This is a genomic window from Deinococcus aestuarii, assembly GCF_018863415.1.
Taxonomy (GTDB): Bacteria; Deinococcota; Deinococci; order Deinococcales; family Deinococcaceae; genus Deinococcus; species Deinococcus aestuarii.
Window position 1 is genome coordinate 260320 of record NZ_JAHKSN010000001.1, and the last position, 16578, is coordinate 276897.

The window sequence follows — 16578 nt, forward strand, 5'->3', positions numbered from 1 at the left end:
TTATGGCGTTTTTGTCGGTCCTGCTCCTCGTCCTGGCGTTCTTCGTGGGGAGCCTGCCGCTGGGCCACTGGCTGCTTTCCCGCATGGGCGTGGACCCGCGCGTGAACAACGCCTACAACCTCGGCGTGGAGAACGTGCTACGGCGGGTCGGGCCGGGGCTGGCGGCGGCGAGCGCGGGGTTGGATTTCTCCAAGGGGTTCCTCGCCGTGCTGATGGCGTCCTCGCTCGGCTCCCGCGAGCTGTGCGTCCTCGCCGCCCTCGCCGCGTACCTGGGGCACCTCAACCCGCCGCGTGCCCTGTACGGGGGAGTGCCGCCGCGTGGACGGGGGAACCTCGTCTTGTTCGGCGTCCTCGCCGGGCTCGCCGTGGCGGGTGGGGTGAATTTTTGGATCGCCGCGCTGCCCGTGGTCGTGTATGCCGCCGTGGTCGGCTACTGGGGCTACGTGAGCGCCGCGACCGTCCTCGGGCTGCTCGCCTTCGCCCTTTTGGTGGCGGTGTCGCCGCTGGGAATTCCGGCCAAGCTGGGCGCTCTCGGCCTCCTCGTGGCGGCGACGTGGCGCTTCAAGGAGAACCTGGGGCGCATCCTCGACGGCACCGAGCCGCGCGTGGGCGAGGACGTGCCGGTGGCGGGCAAGCGGGACGATCAGGTCGTCACCGCCTTCATGATCCACCCGATGACGCTGGAGAACTTCTGGGTCACGCGCCGCTTCTCGTGGATGAAGCCCCTCGTCGAGCGCGGCGTGATCAGCGAGGCGAGCGTTCGCCACATGGCAGCGAACCTGCGGCCCATGAAGATCGGGGAACTCCACGGCATCAAGACCAATGAGGGCAAGGAGATTCGCTGTTACCTCCTGAGCAGCCCCCTCCTTCCCGACGTGTTCACCTCCGACCCTGACCTCGCCACCCGCCGCGCCATCGAGGGCGCCCGGCTCGCGCAGGAACTCGGGGCGGAGGTGTTCGGGCTCGGCGCTTTCTGGTCGGTCGTGGGCAACAAGGGGGTGGACGTGCAGGCCGCCGTGCCCGACCTCACGATCACGAACGGCGGCGCGTACACGAGCGGCACGGTCAAGGCCGCCATCCCCGGCATCCTGCACCACTTTCAGGAGACGGGGCGGGACCTGGGGCAGGCCACGGCGGGCATCGTGGGCGCGAACGGGGTGGTCGCCTTCGGCATCGCGCGGACCATCGCCCCGCAGGTGGGCAAGGTCATCATGATCGGGCGGGATATGGAGAGGCTGGAGCGGAGTGCCGCGACCCTGCGCCGCGCCGTGAAGGACACCGAGATCGTCACGACGACGAGTTACGACACGCTGCGCGAGGCCGACCTGATCTTCAGCGCGACGAGCGATCCGAACCCCGTCATCTTCCCGCAGCACGTCAAGCCCGGCGCCTGGATTTTCGACGAGGGGCGCCCCGCCGACGTTCATGAGAGCGTGCTGGACGTTCCCGGCGTGCGCGTGATTCCCGGCGGCGTGGTGCGCCCGCCCGGCGGCATGACGAGCAACATCGACCTGCAATTCGGGGAGGGCGCGGTGCCCGCCTGCCTCGCCGAGACCCTGATCATCGCGGCGACCGGGGAGCACCACCGCAAGAGCCTGGGGCCGCAAACACTCACCGAGAACATCAATTTCTTCGTGGAACAGGCGGAGCGGCTGGGCTTTCAGGTCGTGGACTGAGGCGGGGGCCCCTCCTCCCGCAAGGGCCCGTCAGCAAACTTACCCTCGGCCCGACCGTGCGGACCCTATCCTTCCCGGAGATGGCCGCGCCCCCCCTGCGTTCCCGACGCCGAACATTCCGGCTCACTCTCGGCACTCTGACGCTTGCCGGACTCGGCCTGCTTGGACGCGCGGACGCGGTGGGCTCGGAATTCCCGCTGGGGCTGGGCACCGTGCTGCCACCCTCGCCGCTCAACCCCGCCGCGCTGACGTGTCCCGTCCCCACCGACCCCCTCGAACTCGCCCTCTGGCGGGTGACGACCGAGGGCGGGCGGGCGGACCACTCGTGCGGCAACGCCTTCGCGGGCTTCCTGCGAACGCCGCGCGTGAACGGACAACCCGACGCCTTCGACGTGACGGCGGAGCAGATCCGGCAGGCCCGCTCGGAGGTTCTCCTCGCCAACATGGAGTGGCACGCGGGGGAGGAGCGCCCGGGCTGGACCTTCGCCCAGGCGGCCCGGAGCCTGTACGGGCGGGTGCGGGCCAATCCCGCCGCCTACCCGCAGGGCATGACCGTCAAGGTGGCGCTGGGCGGCTTTCCCGACCTGGGCCGCGAGGACGGCGCCACCCAGGCCCTCGAACTCGTGCGGGACCTGACGCGGCTCGGCGTCCCCCTGAACGACGCGCGGGTGGGGTGGCGGCTGGACGTGGCGAACTACCGCTACTTCCCGCATAGCCACGTGAAGCTGCACGTGATCGACGGGCAGGACCTCACCGTCTCCGGCTACAACTTCACCGTCTGGCACCTGCCAGGCACCGAGCGGGGCGGGCGCGACCTTCACGACCTCGGCCTGCGGATGCGCGGCCCGGTCGCGCAAGATGGTGTGGCCGTGTTCGACGACCTGTGGCGCAACTCGCGGCAGGTGCGCTGCCCGGAGAACGTGGCGGCGGACGAGGTGGCGCGGCGGTGCTTCGTGGGCGAGCCCGGTCCCCCCACCCACCCGGACGCGGCCCGGAGCCTTGAGGTGGCGGGTGACTCGCGCGCCTTCATGCTTTACCGCCGCCCGGGTTTCGACCAGGCCGACCGGGCGCAGGTGGCGCTGATCGGCGCGGCGCGGCAGAACATCGACCTGATGCAGGCGGAGTTCAGCCCCTCGCTGGGGTGCTGGTCCGCCTACCTCCAGCCGCAGGACTGCCCGGTGGGCCGCTGGCCGGTGTACCTCGGCGCCGTCCTGCACGCGATGGAGCGCGGGGTAAGGGTCCGCGCGCTGATGGTGGACTACGGCATCGACCGCGTTCCCAACCGCAGCGGCGTCGCCCTCCTCCGGCTGGAGGCGCGGCGGCGCGGCATCGAGGACCGTTTCGAGGCGCGGTACGTCACCTTCGGGATGCACACGAAGGCGTACACGGTGGACGACCGCATGGTGCTGGCGGGCAGCATGAACTTCCACTTCTCCGCCTGGGGGTCTCTGGGGCTGAACGAGGCGATGCTCGCCACGACCGACGCGGGGGCGGTGGCCGAGCAGCGGGCGAGGTTCGAGGACATGTGGGCGCACCACAGCCGCGAGGTCCCGCAGGAGTGGTGGATGCGGAACGTGGAGCCGGGGTTGGGGGAAGCTCAGCCGCAGACCGGGCCTAGAGTGAGGCATGACCGCGACCCGTGAGGACTGGCAAAGAGCCTGCGTGATCGAGCCCCCGCCCGGCTACACCCCCCACATCGGCGTTCTCGTCGCCATGCTGCACTACGCCCGCCTCACCACCCTGGAAGCGGTCGCGGGCCTGGGCGTGGAGGAACTGGACGCCACCCCACCGGGCTTTTCCAACTCCATCGGAACACTGCTCGCCCACATCGCGGCGGTGGACCGGGTGTACCAGCGCCTGAGTTTCGAGAACCGGGACTTCGACGAGGGGGAGGAGGCCGTCTACGGCGGGGCCCTCAGCTTCGGGCAGGCAGGCGAGCGCGTGCGGGGTCTTCCGCTGAAGCACTACCTGGGCGAGTTGGAAGCCGCCCGCGCCGACACCCTCGCCGAACTCGCCCGCCGCGACGACGCCTGGCTGGCCTCCCGCCTCCAGGTGCCCGGCTTCGACTACCCCAACCACCACTGGGCCTGGTTTCACGTCATGGAGGACGAGGTGAGCCACCGGGGACAGATTCGGATTCTCCGCAAGGCGCTGAAGGCCCAGGCACAACGCTGAGGTTGTGCTGGCCGCTGGCCGCCCCCGGGACTTCCCGCACCGCTCCTGCCCGTAAACTGGGGGCATGTCGGGGGCCCCTCATGGTTGAACGCATTCACCTCGCCAAGCCGCGCGGCTTCTGCGCCGGGGTGGTCATGGCGATTGGGGCGGTCGAGAAGGCCGCCCGCACCGAAGACAAACCCGTCACCGTCTACCACTCCATCGTCCACAACCACACGGTCGTGGAGCGGCTGGAGCAGGGGCACGACGTCCACTTCGTCGAGAGCCTGGACGACATCTCGGCGCTGCCCGCCGGGAGCGAGACGGTCGTCTTCAGCGCCCACGGCATCAGCCCGGCGGTGCGCGAGCGGGCGCGCACACTCGGCCTCGCCACCATCGACGCGACCTGCCCCCTCGTCACCAAGGTCCACACCGAGGCCAAGAAGTACGCCCGCGAGGGCTACACCATCCTGCTCATCGGCGACAGCGCCCGGCACCAGGAGGTCATCGGCACGCGCGGCGAGGCGCCCGAGCACACCGTCGTGGTCGGCGTTCTCGGCAAGAGGGGCGAGGGGCTGCACGACCCGCACACGGTCGAGGTGCCCGACCCCGAGCGGGTGGTGGTCCTGACCCAGACGACCCTCAGCGTGGACGACACGCGGCGCACGGTGGACATCCTCAAGGCCCGCTTCCCGGCGTTGGTCGTGCCGCCCAGCGAGGACCTGTGCTACGCGACGAAGAACCGCCAGGACGCGGTGAAGGCCATCGCGCCTCGGGTGGACGCCTTCCTGGTGCTCACGAGCACGCACTCCAGCAACGGGATGCGGCTGCTCGAACTCGCCCGCGAGACCTGCGGGCGGGCCGAGCGGCTGGAGACGGAGGCCGACCTCGCCGGGGTGGACCTGACGGGCGTGCGGTCCCTCGGCATCACGAGCGCGGCGAGCACGCCGGACGACCTCGTGCAGAACGTGGTCGCCCACTTCCGCCGCCTCAACCCGGCCCTCGTGGTCATCGAGGAGGGCGAGTGGGAGAACATCGAGTTCCGCGAGCCGAAGAAGATTCTGCCGACGCAGGAGTTGCCGCGCACGCTGCGGTGAGGGCTTGTGGCCTGTCGCGGGGAGCTTGTGGAAAAGGAAGGGTCGGAGACATAGATCATGTCTCCGACCTTCTTTTGCCTCTACAAGCCACGGGCCACAAGCTCCCCGCCTCCCCCTACCCCGCCTGGATATACCCCGTCTTGACGAACTCCTGAATCATCGGCTCCAGGTCATGCAGGGCGGCGTCGGCGCGCAGGGCGTGTTCGGCGGGCGAGAGCCCTTCGCGCAGGGCCCGCAGGAAGGCCAGCCCCGCCGTGCCGTGCCGGGCGCGGAAGGTGAGGTACACGTCGGTGATGGGGTTCACGGCGTCCCTCCCCCGCAGGGTGAGGTCGTACTGGCGGTGCGCCCACCCGGCGAGGCTGCGCGGCAGGATCAGGGTCTGCGGTCGCAGGGGCGCGGGAAAGGCCCCCTCGTAGGGCAGGGTGGCGGGCATCGTGGCGACGATCTGGCCCCGGGCATAGAAGATCGCGCCGGTGGGCCGCGCGTGCAGCCCCGTGAAGTCCTCGGTGAGGTTGAACTTCCAGGCCCGCGAGCCGATCCCGCTCAGGACGTGCGCCAGCGTGGGGGCCAGGGCGTACGCGCCCAGGGCGGCCCCCTGCTCGTAGAGGTGCAGCAGGTCGCCGAGGGCCTGCTCACCCGTCGCGCCCGAGGCGGCGGCGGTCACCGTGCGGCCCTCGAACAGCAGGACGTAGGCGTTCTGCTCGCCCAGAGAGGCGTGCAGGTACCCGCACCACGCCCCGTCGTGCAGGGACTTGAGAAAGGCGTGCAGGTCGCAAAACCGCGTGCTCAGGCCCAGGTGCGTCGGGGGCACCTGCGGCAGGAAGCGGGCCAGGAAGGGCTCGGCGCCCGGGAACATGGGCCGCAGTTCGGGGACGAGTTCGTCCAGCTCCTCGGACGGGTCCTCGGCAGGCTCGCCCGGGGGCAGGGAGGACGGAAGGTGGACCTGACGGCGGCGGCCCTGGCGGTCGGGCTGGCGGGGCTCCTCGGGCGGGGTCACCGTGCGACCTCTGCGGCCCCTTCTACGGGCACGGGAGCCAGACCCTTCCGGTAACGGGCCCCATTTTCTACGTAGCGCGCGGCGTTGGTGGGGGCGTCCACCGGGCGGACCACCCGGGCGGGCACCCCCACGGCGAGCATCCCGTCCGGGACGTGCTGGCCTTCCCGCAAGAGCGCCCCCGCCGCGAGCACCGCGCCCGCCCCCAGGCTGGAACCGTTGAGCATCACCGCCCCCATGCCCACCAGGCTGCCCGGCGCGCAACGGGCCCCGTGGACGACGGCGCGGTGGCCGACCGTCACGTCCGAGTCGAGCACACAGGGGTAACCCGCGTCGGTGTGGAGCACGGCCCCGTCCTGCACGTTGCAGCGCGGGCCGATCACGATGGGTTCGATGTCGCCCCGCACCACGACACCGAACCACACGCTGGCCTCCTCCCCCACCGTCACGCGGCCGATCAGGTCGGCGCTGGGGGCGAGAAACGCGGTGGGGTGGAGCTGGGGACATTCGCCGTCGAGGGCGTAGAGCGGCATGGGGCCTCCGGGAAAGGGGGTGGGGGGGAAAGTTACGCCCGCCCCACCGGGGGGACAGACGCCAGGGCAACGCGCAGAAGCTCGCGGTCTTCGGGGTAGGTCAGCCGGGCCGCCGCCTCGCCTGGGGAGAAAAATCCCCCTTCCGTGAAGGTGGCTTCCAGGGTGGTGGGGGAACCGGGCTCGGCCCGCATGACGAACCAGAAGATCACCCGCGCCTCGCCCCGGTCGTTCGTGTAGCGCGTCTCGGGCAGGGGGCCCAGGATGTCGGCCGTGACGCCCGTCTCCTCCTGCACCTCGCGCACGGCGGTCTGCGTCAGCGTCTCGCCCGGTTCGACGTGGCCCTTGGGAAAGGCCCAGGCACCGCCGCGGTAGCGCACGAGGAGCACGCGGCCCTCCGGATTCAGCACGACGCCGCCCGCGCCGGGGGTGGCGCCGGGCGGGAATGACGGGGAAGGCATGGGCGGAGTATACGTGACCCCCCCCACCATCATCACCAGGCAGACCTGTTCACGTGGAGGCAGTGAACGTGCGATACTTCGCTTGTCTCCAGTCCGACCCCATCCAGAGGTACCGGCTCAGAGGGCTGGTTGCCGGGTCCGTGACGTGTGAGATGCAAGGAGAGTTATGGCTCAAGGTCGAGTGAAGTGGTTTAACGTCGAAAAAGGTTACGGGTTTATCGAGCATCCCGGCAACCCCGACGTGTTCGTGCACTACAGCGCCATCCAGAGCGGCGGGTTTCGCAAGCTGAACGAGGGCGACGAGGTTGAGTTCGAGGTCGAGGCAGGCCAGGGCAGCAAGGGCCCCCAGGCCAAGAACGTCGTCGTGACGAACGCCGCGCCCGCCCCGATGGGGGGCAGCAACATGGGCGGCAACCGGGGTGGCGGCAGCCGCTGGTAATTGGATTCCCCACCGGGGTTCGGGGGTGAGCGCCGCGCCGCGTTCGCCCCTTTCGTTTGGGCACGGGCGTGACCGGGGCCGGATGGGGACCACCCCCCTCCCCACCACCCGACGTGTGGCGGCAGATGCGGTCCGCCCGCCCGGCCCCGGCCCTAGGATGCGTTCATGACCGAGCGGCCCGACCCGACAGTCTCCCCACCCCTCCCGCCCGGTCCCCCAGCGCAGGAGTTCCCCCGAGAAGCCACGGCGGTGGCCGACCTCCCCACCGCCCCAACGGTGACGGCTCACCCCATGAGCTTTACCGGGCAATCGGGCGAGTACTTCCGCATCTGGATCGTAAATATCGCGCTGACCGTCGTGACGCTGGGGCTGTACCTCCCCTGGGCGCGGGTGCGGCAGCGGCAGTATTTCTACGGGCACACCTGGCTGGACGGGCAGAACTTCGAGTACACGGCCAGTCCCCTCGCCCTGCTGCGCGGTTACCTGATCGTGGGGGCCTTTTTCCTGGCCTATACCCTCGCCACCAACCTGCAATTCCAGGGGTGGGAGGTCGTCGCCGGGGTGATCGGCGTGCTGTTCGTCGCGCTGTACCCGTGGCTGGTGATGAAGTCGCTGCGCTTCCTCGCGGTGAGCACCACGCACCGGGGCCTGCGCTTCCGGCACCACGGGCGGTCCGTCGGAGCCTACACGTCCTACGGGCTGGCGAACGTTGCGGCGGTGCTCTCGGGCGGGCTGGCCCTGCCGTGGGCGTGGTTCATGCAGCGGCGCTATCAGGTCGAGAACGCCGCGTACGGGAGCGCCCGGGCGACGTTCCGGGGGGACGTGGGCGACTTCTACGTGATCGGGCTGACGGGGCTGGCGGTGGCGATTGGGGGCGGGGTGCTGCTCGCCGTCCCGGTGATCGCGCTGCTGGTTGGCCTGGGGGTCCTGGGGGACTTCGATGTGGTGGGGGGCCTGCCCGGGCCGGGCGTGATCGCGGGCATCGCCGTCCTTTACGCGGGGCTGCTGGCCCTCTATGCCGTTGCCTGGCAGTACGTCCGCGCGGCCACCCTGCGCCTCGTCCTCAACCGGGTGGAGGTCGGCGGGGTGGTGCGGACGCAGGCCACCTTCAGCCCGTGGCGACTGGTGTGGATCGGGGTGTCGAACACGGTGGTCCAGCTTCTCACGCTGGGCCTCGCCACCCCCTGGGCCGCCGTCCGCCGCACCCGCTACGTGATGTCGGGGGTGCAGGTGCGGTCCATTCAGAGTCTGGACGCCTTCTGCGCCGATTTCACGCCCGAGGAAAGCGCCCTGGGTGAGGCGGCCACCGAACTGCTCGACATCAACCTGGGCTTCTGAGCCCCGCGAGGCGAACCCGTGACCGAACCCGACCCCGCCCACCTCACCCTCTCCGGCGTGTACTTCGACGGGCGCACGAGCCGCGACCGGGCTGCCACGCTGGAGGTGAGCGGGGGCACGCTCGTGCTGCGTGCCGAGGGGGAGCCGGAAACCCGCTGGGAGACGGCGCAACTCGGCATCGACCCGCCCATCCCGGGTATCCGCCGCGTGCTCAAGTTCCCGGGCGGGGCGCGTTTCGAGACCGGGGACGACGCGGGGGTGAGTGCGCTGGAGGCCCGGCTGGGCCGCAACCGGGGATTGGGGCGGGTGCGGCGGCTGGAGTCGCGCTGGGGCACGGCGCTGGGGGCGGTGGCGCTGATGATCCTCTTCGCGTGGGGGTTCGTGGCGTTCGGCCTGCCCGCGCTGGCCCGCACGGCGGCGACGGCCACGCCGGACGCGGTGCTCGCCACCTTCGACCGGGAGACGGTCGAGCTGCTGGAGGGACAGAACTACGTCGGCCCCACCCGGCTGAGCGCGGCGCGGCAGGCGCAGCTTCAGCGGGTGTTCCGACAGGTCACCTCGCGGGTGGGGGGCAGCTCTCCCTACCGCCTGCTGTTGCGCGACGGGAACGCCCCGGACGCGCCCTTCGCCCTGGGCGCGAACGCCTTCGCCCTCCCGGGGGGCACGGTCGTCATGACCGACCAGCTCGTCCGGCTCGCGCGAGACGACCGCGAGCTGGCGGGCGTGCTCGCGCACGAGGCCGGTCATGTGATCAGGCGCCACACCCTCGCGGGGGTGTATCAGGGGCTCGGCCTGAGCCTGCTCACCGTGGCGGTGACGGGCGATCTCGTCAGCGCGGGCACCTTCGCCGCCGCCGTCCCCGCCGCGCTGCTCCGCAACGGCTACTCGCGGGCCGCCGAGACCGAATCCGACGAGGTGGCGGCCCGCTTCCTGCTGCGCGAGTACGGCACCACCAGGCCCCTGCGCAACCTCCTCGCCCGGCTGGAGACGCTGGACCGGAACGCGGACGAGCACAGCGTGCAGGGCGGCAGCCGCGTCGAGGACCTGCTCCAGACCCACCCCGGCACGGCCGAGCGCATCCGGCACCTGCGCGGGCTGGAAGAACAGGCCAGGCGCCGCTGAGCTAGACCCGGCCTCCCCGGCTGCTGCCCCGCGTCACGCCCCCGGCGATCAGGTGGGCGGCGCGCAGGGGCTCGGGGATACGCCCGGTCACGGTGAGGGCGGCGAGGGCCGTCTCCGCCTCCGTCAGGCTCAGGCCCACCCGCTGCACGAACACGCCCCGGCAGGACTCCACCTCACCCAGCGCCTCGATCAGCCGCCACTTGCGCGCCCCGCCCGACACGCGGGTGAGGAGCGCGGTGCGGATACGCTCCAGGTTGGGCGGCCGCCGCACCACGATCAGGACGGGCAGGCCGGTGACGGCCCTCAACGTCCACGCGTCCACCACGTTGAAGCCCGCCAGCGCCACCCCCTGAAGCAGGATCAGGTGCAGGTGCTCCGCCGCCCCGCTCGCCTCCACCAGCCGGGCGAGTTCGGCGGTGGAGTTCCGCCCGTCGCGCCGCACCCGCCCGCTCACGACCCCGTGGAGGGTCTGCCGCGCGAACACGGTGCCGAACACGCGCACGTCCCCCCGGTAGTCGCGGGGAAAGGGGGCGTCGTCGAAGCCGATGGCGTGGGACAAGGGCACGGGGGCTCAGGGACCCAGCACGAGGGAGACGGGTTGAACCGAGAGCTGGTCCGAATCCCGGGTGAAGGTGCAGACGAAGGGCGCCCGCTTCCGCCCGCCCGGGGCACGGGTCAGCCTCAGCCAGCCCTTCCGCGTCCAGGCTCCGCCCCTATATCGCGCCGGTCGGGTGTAGACCACCCGCGTGCCGCCGGACGGCGAGGCCGACCAGGCTCTTACACGCGGCCCGGGCGTCCCGTGTGAGACGTCCCGGGCCAAGACGGAGGACGAGGACCGAAGCAACGACCCCACAACAGCCCGTCTCCACATCCCTGCTTTGTCCTCTCCGGCCCTCAGCCTTCTGCCTTCTGCTCCAGCTCCAAAGCCCCCTCGATGTCTCCCAGCAGGTCGCCGATGTCCTCGATGCCGACCGAGAGCCGCAGCAGGTTGGGGGTGATACCCAGGCGGCGGCGCTCGCCCTCGGGCAGGGCGCGGTGGGAGGTGCCCCAGGGCCAGGAGAGGGTGGTCACCACGTCGGCGAGGCTGGGGGCGAGGGGAATGCGGCCCGCCAGGGCGCGGACGAAAGCGGGGGCGTCCTCGATGTCGGCGCTGAGCATCCCGCCGAAACCGTGGGGGTACAGCTCCTGCGCCCGCACGAACTGGGGGTGGCTGGAGAGGCCGGGGTGATACACCGCCCGCACCCGGGGATGGTTCGCCAGCACGTCCGCCACCGCCTGCGCGTTGCCCGAGTGCGCCCGCATCCGCAGTCCGAGGGTCTTGAGGCCCTGGAGGGTCATCCAGGCGTCGAAGGCGCTGATGGTCCCCCCCAGCCGCAACAGGCGGGTGCGGGCAGCGGCGATCAGGTCCCCCCGCCCGCAGGCCACGCCCCCGAAGGCGGTCGAGTGGCCGCTGAGGTACTTGCTGACGGAGTGGGTCACGAGGTCGGCGCCGTGTACGGCCGGGCGGAAGACGGCGGGGCTGGCGAAGGTGTTGTCCACGCTCAGCAGGGCGCCCCGGTCGTGGGCGAGGCGGGCGAGCGCGGGCACGTCGGGCACGGTCATCAGGGGGTTGGTGAGGCTCTCGACGTGCAGCACGCGCGTCTCGGGGCGGAAGGCGGCCTCCACCGCCTCCAGGTCGCAGCCGTCCACGAAGGTGACCGTGATGCCCAGCCGGGGGAACTCCTCGGCGAGCAGGGCGTAGGTCACCCCGTACACCCGGGCGTCCGCGACGACATGATCACCGACTTTGAGCATCCCCAGCAAAGCGGCGCTGATCGCGGCCATGCCGCTCGCGGCCACGAGCGCGGCCTCGGTGCCCTCCAGGCTCGCCAGCGCCCGCTCCAGCGTCGCGGCGTTCGGCGTGCCGTTGCGGTAGTAGAAGGCGCTGGGCTCCTCGCCGCTCATCGCGCGTTCCAGGGCGCCCAGGTCGGGGTAGGCGTAGACGGTGGACTGGTAGATGGGCTCGACGAGCGGGGTGCTGAGGTTGGGCCGCGCCTCCTCCCCCGCGCGGGCGGCGAGGGTGGTCAGGTCGTAGTCGGAGCGGGCGTCAGGCATGGGGGGAGGATAGACGCAAAATCAGAGGGTGAGGTTGTAGGTGTAGAAGTCCTCGTCCCTCCGCCAGCCCTGGGCCTCGTAGAGAGTTTGGGCGCTCACGTTGTCGGTGGCCGTCGAGAGGGTCAGCCGCACGGCGCCCGTCTCCAGGCCGTGTCGTCTCGCCCGCGCGAGGAGGGCCTGTCCCACCCCGCGCCTCCTTCCCTGCGGCGCGACGAAGAGGTCGTTGAGAATCCAGAGGCGCCGCATCCCCACCGACGTGAACGACGGGTAGAGCTGCGTGAAGCCGAGCGCAGTTTCCCCGTCCAGCGCGACGAAGATCACGGACTCTCCACGGTCCAGCCGCTCGGCGAGAAATGCCCGCGCGCCCTCGGGGTCGCTCGCCTGCCCGTAGAACTGGCGGTAGCCGTCGAACAGGGGAACGAGGGCATCGAGGTGGGAGGCGTCGGCGCGGACGACGGTCGGGGAGGTCACACGAGGACTCTATCCCGCCGACCCAGGCCGATTATTCCTCCGCTGCTCGGCTTTGCGAGTCCCCCGCCCACAGCCCCTGCCGTTTCAGGGCCGCCACCAGCCCCGGCTCCCGCCCCTCCATGCTGCCCCCCTGGCCGAAATAGGCGCGCAGCAGCCGGGCCCAGTCGCCGGGCTGGCCCTTCCTGGCCGCGATGGGGTTCATGACCTGAGTGGCGGCGCGCAGTTCTTCCTCCCCTGGGTCGCGGTAGGCGTCCTCGTGGACGACGAGTTCGCGCGGGAGGCGGGGGCGGTAGGGGGTCGGCTCGTCGCTCACGCCGATGGTCAGCGCCGCGTAGGGCAGTACGCCTTCCGGAAGGCGCAGTTCCTCGATCAACGCCTCCAGGTTGTTCATCACCCCGCCGATCCAGCAGCCCTGATACCCGAGCATCTCGGCGGCGAGGAGCATATTTTGTCCGGCGAGCGCGGCGTCCCCGATCCCGAAGTGGACGGCGATGGCGGGCCACTCCCCCGGCACGTGCCCGGCGGCCTCCAGCACGCGGCGGGTGCGGCGCACGTCGAGGCAGACCACGAAGCTCTCGGACGCCTGGGCGATGTGCGGGTTGGTGGTGAGGGCCGCGACCCGCTCGCGCACCCCGGCGTCTTTGAGGTGGATAAAGGAGTAGAGCTGCGCCGTCGCGTCCGTCGGAGCCCGCTGGGCCGCGTGCAGGATGGCGTCGAGGTGGTCTTGCGGCATCGCCACGTCCTTGTAATGCCGGACGGTGCGGTGGGCGTCGAAGAAGGCGCGGACCTGCTCGGGGGTCTGCTGGCGGGTGGGGGGGTCATTGGGGGGGGCGACGGTCATGGGGCCGAGGATAAGTCGGTCGGCCGCGTCGAACCGTGGGCGAGTGGAACTGGATAAACACAAAGCGAAGGCACCGCCCCCAGTGGAAGCGGCACCTCGACTGCACCTCGGCTCTACTCCTTCTTCTTCGGCACCCACTTCTTGCGCCCGCCCGCGCCCGTCTCGTCCGTCACAGACTCGACCGTGACGGGTTCAGGCTGGGGCGCCGCTTCGACGACGGGCTGCGCGGACACGCTGGCCCCCGCTTTCGCCTTGGGTTGCCACTTCGGCCGCTCGCCGGAAGCCGGGGCCGGGGTGGGCTCGGCGACGGGAACGGCGGGTGCAACCTCCACCGGCGCGGCGGGAGCCTCGGCAGACGCACCACTCGCGGCGGCCTTCGGCGCCCACTTCTTGCGCTCGCCGGGCTGGGGAGCCGGAGCGGACTCGGCGACGGGGGCGGCTTCGGTCTGAGGCTGGGCGGCGATTTCCGGGGCAGCCTGCGTGGAAGCACCCTTCGGGCTCCACTTCTTCCGCTCGCCCTGCGGGGGCGTGGCTTCCGGTGCCGGGGCAGCGACAACGGGGGCGGTCTCCGGCGTCGCCTCGCTCCCCGGCACCTCCGACTGGGCTGTCTTCGGCTTCCAGGCCTTGCGTGCCTGGGCAGCCTCGGCCGAGCCCTGGGCCTCGGCCTGGACTTCCGGAGCGACGGGGGCAGGGCTCACATCATCCGTGCTCGCCTTCGGCTTCCAAGCCTTCCGAGTGGGAGTGCCGCTGGTCGGTGCCTCGCTGGCCGCTGGTGGCTGGCCGCTGGCGACCTCCGCCACAGACGCCGCACTCACGTCGTCCCCGCTCCCCTTCGGCTTCCAGGTCTTGCGGGCGGGCGTGCCACTCTCGGCCCCCGCCCCACTGGCGACGGGCGGCTGGCCGCTGGCGACTCCCCCCACGGCCTCTCCCCCACCCTTCGGCTTCCACGCCTTGCGCGGCGACGAATCCGCCGAGCTGGACGTGACCGGGCTGGGCACGGTGTCCTGCGGCTCGGGCTGGGTGTGCGCGTTGCCCAGGGGGCTGCCGGGCTGGGCATTGATGACCTCCGCGCTCGTCTGGCCCAGAATGTCCGGGTCGGCGTCCGCGCCGGGCGTCTCGCCGCTGCGGGCCACAGGTTGAGCGGTAATGGGCACGGTGGGAATGGGCGACTCCTCCAGCGTGTTCTCGGGCGCGGCGGTCGGCGCCATCCACTCCCCGGTCGCCCGCTGCACGCTCTCCAGCATCAGTTCGGCCACGTCCCGCACCACGATGTCGTCGCGCCCCGCCTTTTCCGGCGTCGAGTTGAGCATCGACTTGCAAAAGGGGCAGCCCACCGCCACGACCTTGCCCGTCTGCTCGTACTCGCGGGCGGTCTGTGTGGCCCCGTCGAGCCGGGCCTGAATCTCGCGGAAGCGGTTGTCGCTCATCCGCTCGCGGCCCTCCTCCTCCTCCTTCCAGAACTGGGCGCCGCCTGCCCCGCAGCAGAAGGAGTTGTCGCGGGCCCGTTCGAGTTCCAGCACCTCGCCCGCCATCCGGGTGATGAGGGTGCGCGGCGCGTCGTACACGCCGTTGTGGCGGCCCAGGTAGCAGGGGTCGTGGTAGGTGACGGACTCCCCGAGTTGGGCGAGGGGCAGTTTCCCGGCCGTCACGAGGTTTTCCAGGTACTGTGTGTGGTGGATGACCTGATAGTCCCCGCCGAGCTGCTTGTACTCGTTCCCGATGGCGTTCATGCAGTGCGGGCAGGTGGAGACGATGAGCTTGGGCCGCACCGTGTTCAGCGTCTCGACGTTTTCCTGGGCGAGCGTCTGGAAGAGGAACTCGTTGCCCGAGCGGCGGGCGGAGTCGCCCGTGCAGGCCTCCTTCTTGCCGAGGACGGCGTAGCTCACCCCCGCCTTGTCGAGGAGTTGCACGAAGGAGCGGGCCACCTTCTGCGCGCCGGGGTCGTAGCTCGCCGCGCAGCCGACCCAGTACAGCACGTCGGGCTCGGGGTTCTCGTCAATCGTCGGAACTTTCAGCCCCTCCGCCCACTCCATGCGCTTGTCACGGGCGATGCCCCAGGGGTTGCTCGCGCGCTCCATGCCACGGAAGGCCGTCTGGAGCTGCGGCGGGAACTCGCCCGCCACCATGACCTGATGGCGGCGGATGTCGATGATGTCGAGCATCTGCTCGTCCTGCACCGGGCAGACCTGCATACACGCCCCGCAGGTCGTGCAGGCCCACACCGACTCTTCGTTGATGGCGAATTCGAGGAGGGGGTGGGCGGTCGAGGCGCCGGATTCAAACGCGGCGGGCCGCAACGTGAAGGGGCTGGGGTGCGCCGCGATCACGTTCAACTCCATGCGCTTGTTGATCTCCAGCGCGGCGGGCGAGAGCGCCTTGCCGGTCGCGTTCGCCGGGCACACGTCCTGGCAACGGTTGCACTGGATGCAGGCGTAGGCGTCCAGCAGCCGAGGCCACTCCAGGTCTTCGAGCTTCTGGACGCCGAGTTTGGGTTCCTCGGCCTCCATCGCCTCTTCCAGCCCCTTCATGGGCGGGATGACGCCGGTGGGCACGGGCCGCCTGACGGTGTACTTCAGCGGCGCCATGAAGATGTGGATGTGCTTGGAGAAGGGGAAGTAGGCCAGGAAGGCGAGGACGGAGCCGAGAGCGCCCCAGTACCCGAAGATGCGCCAGCCCTGCAACGCGCTCTCGCTCAGCCCGCCGAAAAGCGTATTCCCGACGAGGGTGGAAAACGGCTGGAAGGCGTCGCCCCCCTCCTGCGCCATCTTGGCCCCCTGCCCGAGCACGCGGCTGCCGACGTGGAAGAAGATGAAGCCCGAGACGATCAGCGAGTCGCGCAGGATGAAGTTGCGCTTGAGGCTCGGGTGGAGCAGCGTCTTCTCGGTGAACTTGAAGTCCCGCTTGCTGGGCGTGAACAGCCGCCGGATCACCAGCGAGACCACGCCGAACAGCACCAGGAAGCTCAGCACGTCGGCCAGGACGTTATAGACGGCCCCGAGCGGGTTCGCCGACGTGATGTTGAAGTGCAAGTACCCCTCCAGCCCGTCCACGATGTTGACGAGCAGGTAGTAGGTGAAGCCGTAGAAGATGAAGGCGTGCAGCACGCTCACCCACGGGCGGCGGCGGAAGGTGCGTTCCTGGGTCAGCGTGGTCCGCAGGGCGTAGCCGAGGCGCCCGGTCAGGTTGTTCCAGCGGGGCTCGGTGGCGGGTGCGCCGCGGCGAATCCGCAGGTACAGGCGGTAGAAGCCCCACGCGCCGAAGGCCCCCGCAATCAGGGCGAAGACGAAAAACAGGATTTTGTGTTCGAGCGGCAGCAAAGCAGGTCTCCTCGGGCAGGGGGCGGGGCACAACCTTTGAACCC

15 protein-coding genes are annotated in these 16578 nt (G+C 70.8%); 7 read left to right on the top strand and 8 right to left on the bottom strand.

Annotated elements, in window-relative coordinates:
- Window positions 1-2: 2 nt before the first annotated feature.
- The 4 genes from IC605_RS01265 to ispH all read left to right on the top strand — a co-directional run bounded on the left by IC605_RS01265 (window position 3) and on the right by ispH (window position 4927).
- Window positions 3-1676, top strand: coding sequence for a glycerol-3-phosphate acyltransferase (locus IC605_RS01265; RefSeq protein ID WP_216317874.1), 1674 nt, complete (start codon window positions 3-5; stop codon window positions 1674-1676).
- Window positions 1677-1756: 80 nt separating this feature from the next.
- Window positions 1757-3319 carry a phospholipase D-like domain-containing protein gene (locus tag IC605_RS01270; RefSeq protein ID WP_216317876.1) on the top strand — a complete coding sequence of 521 codons (1563 nt, stop codon included), beginning with the start codon at window positions 1757-1759 and terminating at the stop codon, window positions 3317-3319.
- Window positions 3303-3851, top strand: a complete 549-nt coding sequence (locus IC605_RS01275; protein WP_216317878.1) for a mycothiol transferase — start codon at window positions 3303-3305, stop codon at window positions 3849-3851. The genes IC605_RS01270 and IC605_RS01275 overlap by 17 nt, the downstream gene beginning before the upstream one ends.
- Window positions 3852-3931: 80 nt before the next feature.
- Window positions 3932-4927 carry a 4-hydroxy-3-methylbut-2-enyl diphosphate reductase gene (gene ispH, locus IC605_RS01280; RefSeq protein ID WP_216317880.1) on the top strand — a complete coding sequence of 332 codons (996 nt, stop codon included), beginning with the start codon at window positions 3932-3934 and terminating at the stop codon, window positions 4925-4927.
- Window positions 4928-5042: 115 nt separating this feature from the next.
- On the opposite strand, the gene IC605_RS01285 is transcribed toward ispH, so the two are convergent.
- From IC605_RS01285 to IC605_RS01295, 3 genes are read right to left on the bottom strand one after another with little or no spacing between them, the layout of a single operon-like run.
- Window positions 5043-5924 carry a hypothetical protein gene (locus tag IC605_RS01285; protein ID WP_343216459.1) on the bottom strand — a complete coding sequence of 294 codons (882 nt, stop codon included), beginning with the start codon at window positions 5922-5924 and terminating at the stop codon, window positions 5043-5045.
- Window positions 5921-6454 carry a gamma carbonic anhydrase family protein gene (locus IC605_RS01290; protein WP_216317882.1) on the bottom strand — a complete coding sequence of 178 codons (534 nt, stop codon included), beginning with the start codon at window positions 6452-6454 and terminating at the stop codon, window positions 5921-5923. The genes IC605_RS01285 and IC605_RS01290 overlap by 4 nt, the downstream gene beginning before the upstream one ends.
- A gap of 32 nt (window positions 6455-6486) precedes the next feature.
- Complete coding sequence (locus tag IC605_RS01295; RefSeq protein WP_216317884.1) at window positions 6487-6912, bottom strand: NUDIX hydrolase; 426 nt, start codon at window positions 6910-6912, stop codon at window positions 6487-6489.
- Between the two features lie 166 nt (window positions 6913-7078).
- Here IC605_RS01295 and IC605_RS01300 point away from each other — a divergent pair, with 166 nt between their 5' ends.
- The 3 genes from IC605_RS01300 (at window position 7079) to IC605_RS01310 (ending at window position 9811) form a co-directional block, all read left to right on the top strand.
- Window positions 7079-7351 carry a cold-shock protein gene (locus IC605_RS01300; protein WP_216317886.1) on the top strand — a complete coding sequence of 91 codons (273 nt, stop codon included), beginning with the start codon at window positions 7079-7081 and terminating at the stop codon, window positions 7349-7351.
- Between the two features lie 165 nt (window positions 7352-7516).
- Window positions 7517-8689 (top strand): YjgN family protein, encoded by a 1173-nt coding sequence (locus tag IC605_RS01305; RefSeq protein ID WP_216317888.1) that lies wholly within the window; start codon window positions 7517-7519, stop codon window positions 8687-8689.
- An 18-nt stretch (window positions 8690-8707) separates the two neighbouring features.
- On the top strand, window positions 8708-9811 hold the full coding sequence (locus IC605_RS01310) for a M48 family metallopeptidase (RefSeq protein WP_216317890.1): 1104 nt from the start codon (window positions 8708-8710) through the stop codon (window positions 9809-9811).
- A gap of 1 nt (window position 9812) precedes the next feature.
- On the opposite strand, the gene IC605_RS01315 is transcribed toward IC605_RS01310, so the two are convergent.
- From IC605_RS01315 to IC605_RS01335, 5 genes are all read right to left on the bottom strand, one after another.
- Window positions 9813-10376, bottom strand: coding sequence for an endonuclease dU (locus tag IC605_RS01315; protein WP_216317892.1), 564 nt, complete (start codon window positions 10374-10376; stop codon window positions 9813-9815).
- A 329-nt stretch (window positions 10377-10705) separates the two neighbouring features.
- The gene (locus tag IC605_RS01320) at window positions 10706-11905 is read right to left on the bottom strand and encodes a trans-sulfuration enzyme family protein (protein WP_216317894.1); all 1200 of its coding nucleotides are present in this window, start codon (window positions 11903-11905) and stop codon (window positions 10706-10708) included.
- Window positions 11906-11926: 21 nt separating this feature from the next.
- The gene (locus tag IC605_RS01325) at window positions 11927-12376 is read right to left on the bottom strand and encodes a GNAT family N-acetyltransferase (RefSeq protein WP_216317896.1); all 450 of its coding nucleotides are present in this window, start codon (window positions 12374-12376) and stop codon (window positions 11927-11929) included.
- A 31-nt stretch (window positions 12377-12407) separates the two neighbouring features.
- A complete protein-coding gene (locus tag IC605_RS01330; protein ID WP_216317898.1) occupies window positions 12408-13217 on the bottom strand; it encodes a nitroreductase family protein in 810 nt (269 codons plus the stop codon).
- A 113-nt stretch (window positions 13218-13330) separates the two neighbouring features.
- Window positions 13331-16534 (bottom strand): heterodisulfide reductase-related iron-sulfur binding cluster, encoded by a 3204-nt coding sequence (locus IC605_RS01335; protein ID WP_216317900.1) that lies wholly within the window; start codon window positions 16532-16534, stop codon window positions 13331-13333.
- Between the last annotated feature and the right edge of the window lie 44 nt (window positions 16535-16578).

Bases quoted from the DNA above. Each gene is read 5' to 3' on its own strand.
- IC605_RS01265 (WP_216317874.1), top strand. From the start codon at position 3: ATGGCGTTTTTGTCGGTCCTGCTCCTCGTCCTGGCGTTCTTCGTGGGG.
- IC605_RS01270 (WP_216317876.1), top strand. From the start codon at position 1,757: ATGGCCGCGCCCCCCCTGCGTTCCCGACGCCGAACATTCCGGCTCACT.
- IC605_RS01275 (WP_216317878.1), top strand. From the start codon at position 3,303: ATGACCGCGACCCGTGAGGACTGGCAAAGAGCCTGCGTGATCGAGCCC.
- ispH (WP_216317880.1), top strand. From the start codon at position 3,932: ATGGTTGAACGCATTCACCTCGCCAAGCCGCGCGGCTTCTGCGCCGGG.
- IC605_RS01290 (WP_216317882.1), bottom strand. From the start codon at position 6,454: ATGCCGCTCTACGCCCTCGACGGCGAATGTCCCCAGCTCCACCCCACC.
- IC605_RS01295 (WP_216317884.1), bottom strand. From the start codon at position 6,912: ATGCCTTCCCCGTCATTCCCGCCCGGCGCCACCCCCGGCGCGGGCGGC.
- IC605_RS01300 (WP_216317886.1), top strand. From the start codon at position 7,079: ATGGCTCAAGGTCGAGTGAAGTGGTTTAACGTCGAAAAAGGTTACGGG.
- IC605_RS01305 (WP_216317888.1), top strand. From the start codon at position 7,517: ATGACCGAGCGGCCCGACCCGACAGTCTCCCCACCCCTCCCGCCCGGT.
- IC605_RS01320 (WP_216317894.1), bottom strand. From the start codon at position 11,905: ATGCCTGACGCCCGCTCCGACTACGACCTGACCACCCTCGCCGCCCGC.
- IC605_RS01330 (WP_216317898.1), bottom strand. From the start codon at position 13,217: ATGACCGTCGCCCCCCCCAATGACCCCCCCACCCGCCAGCAGACCCCC.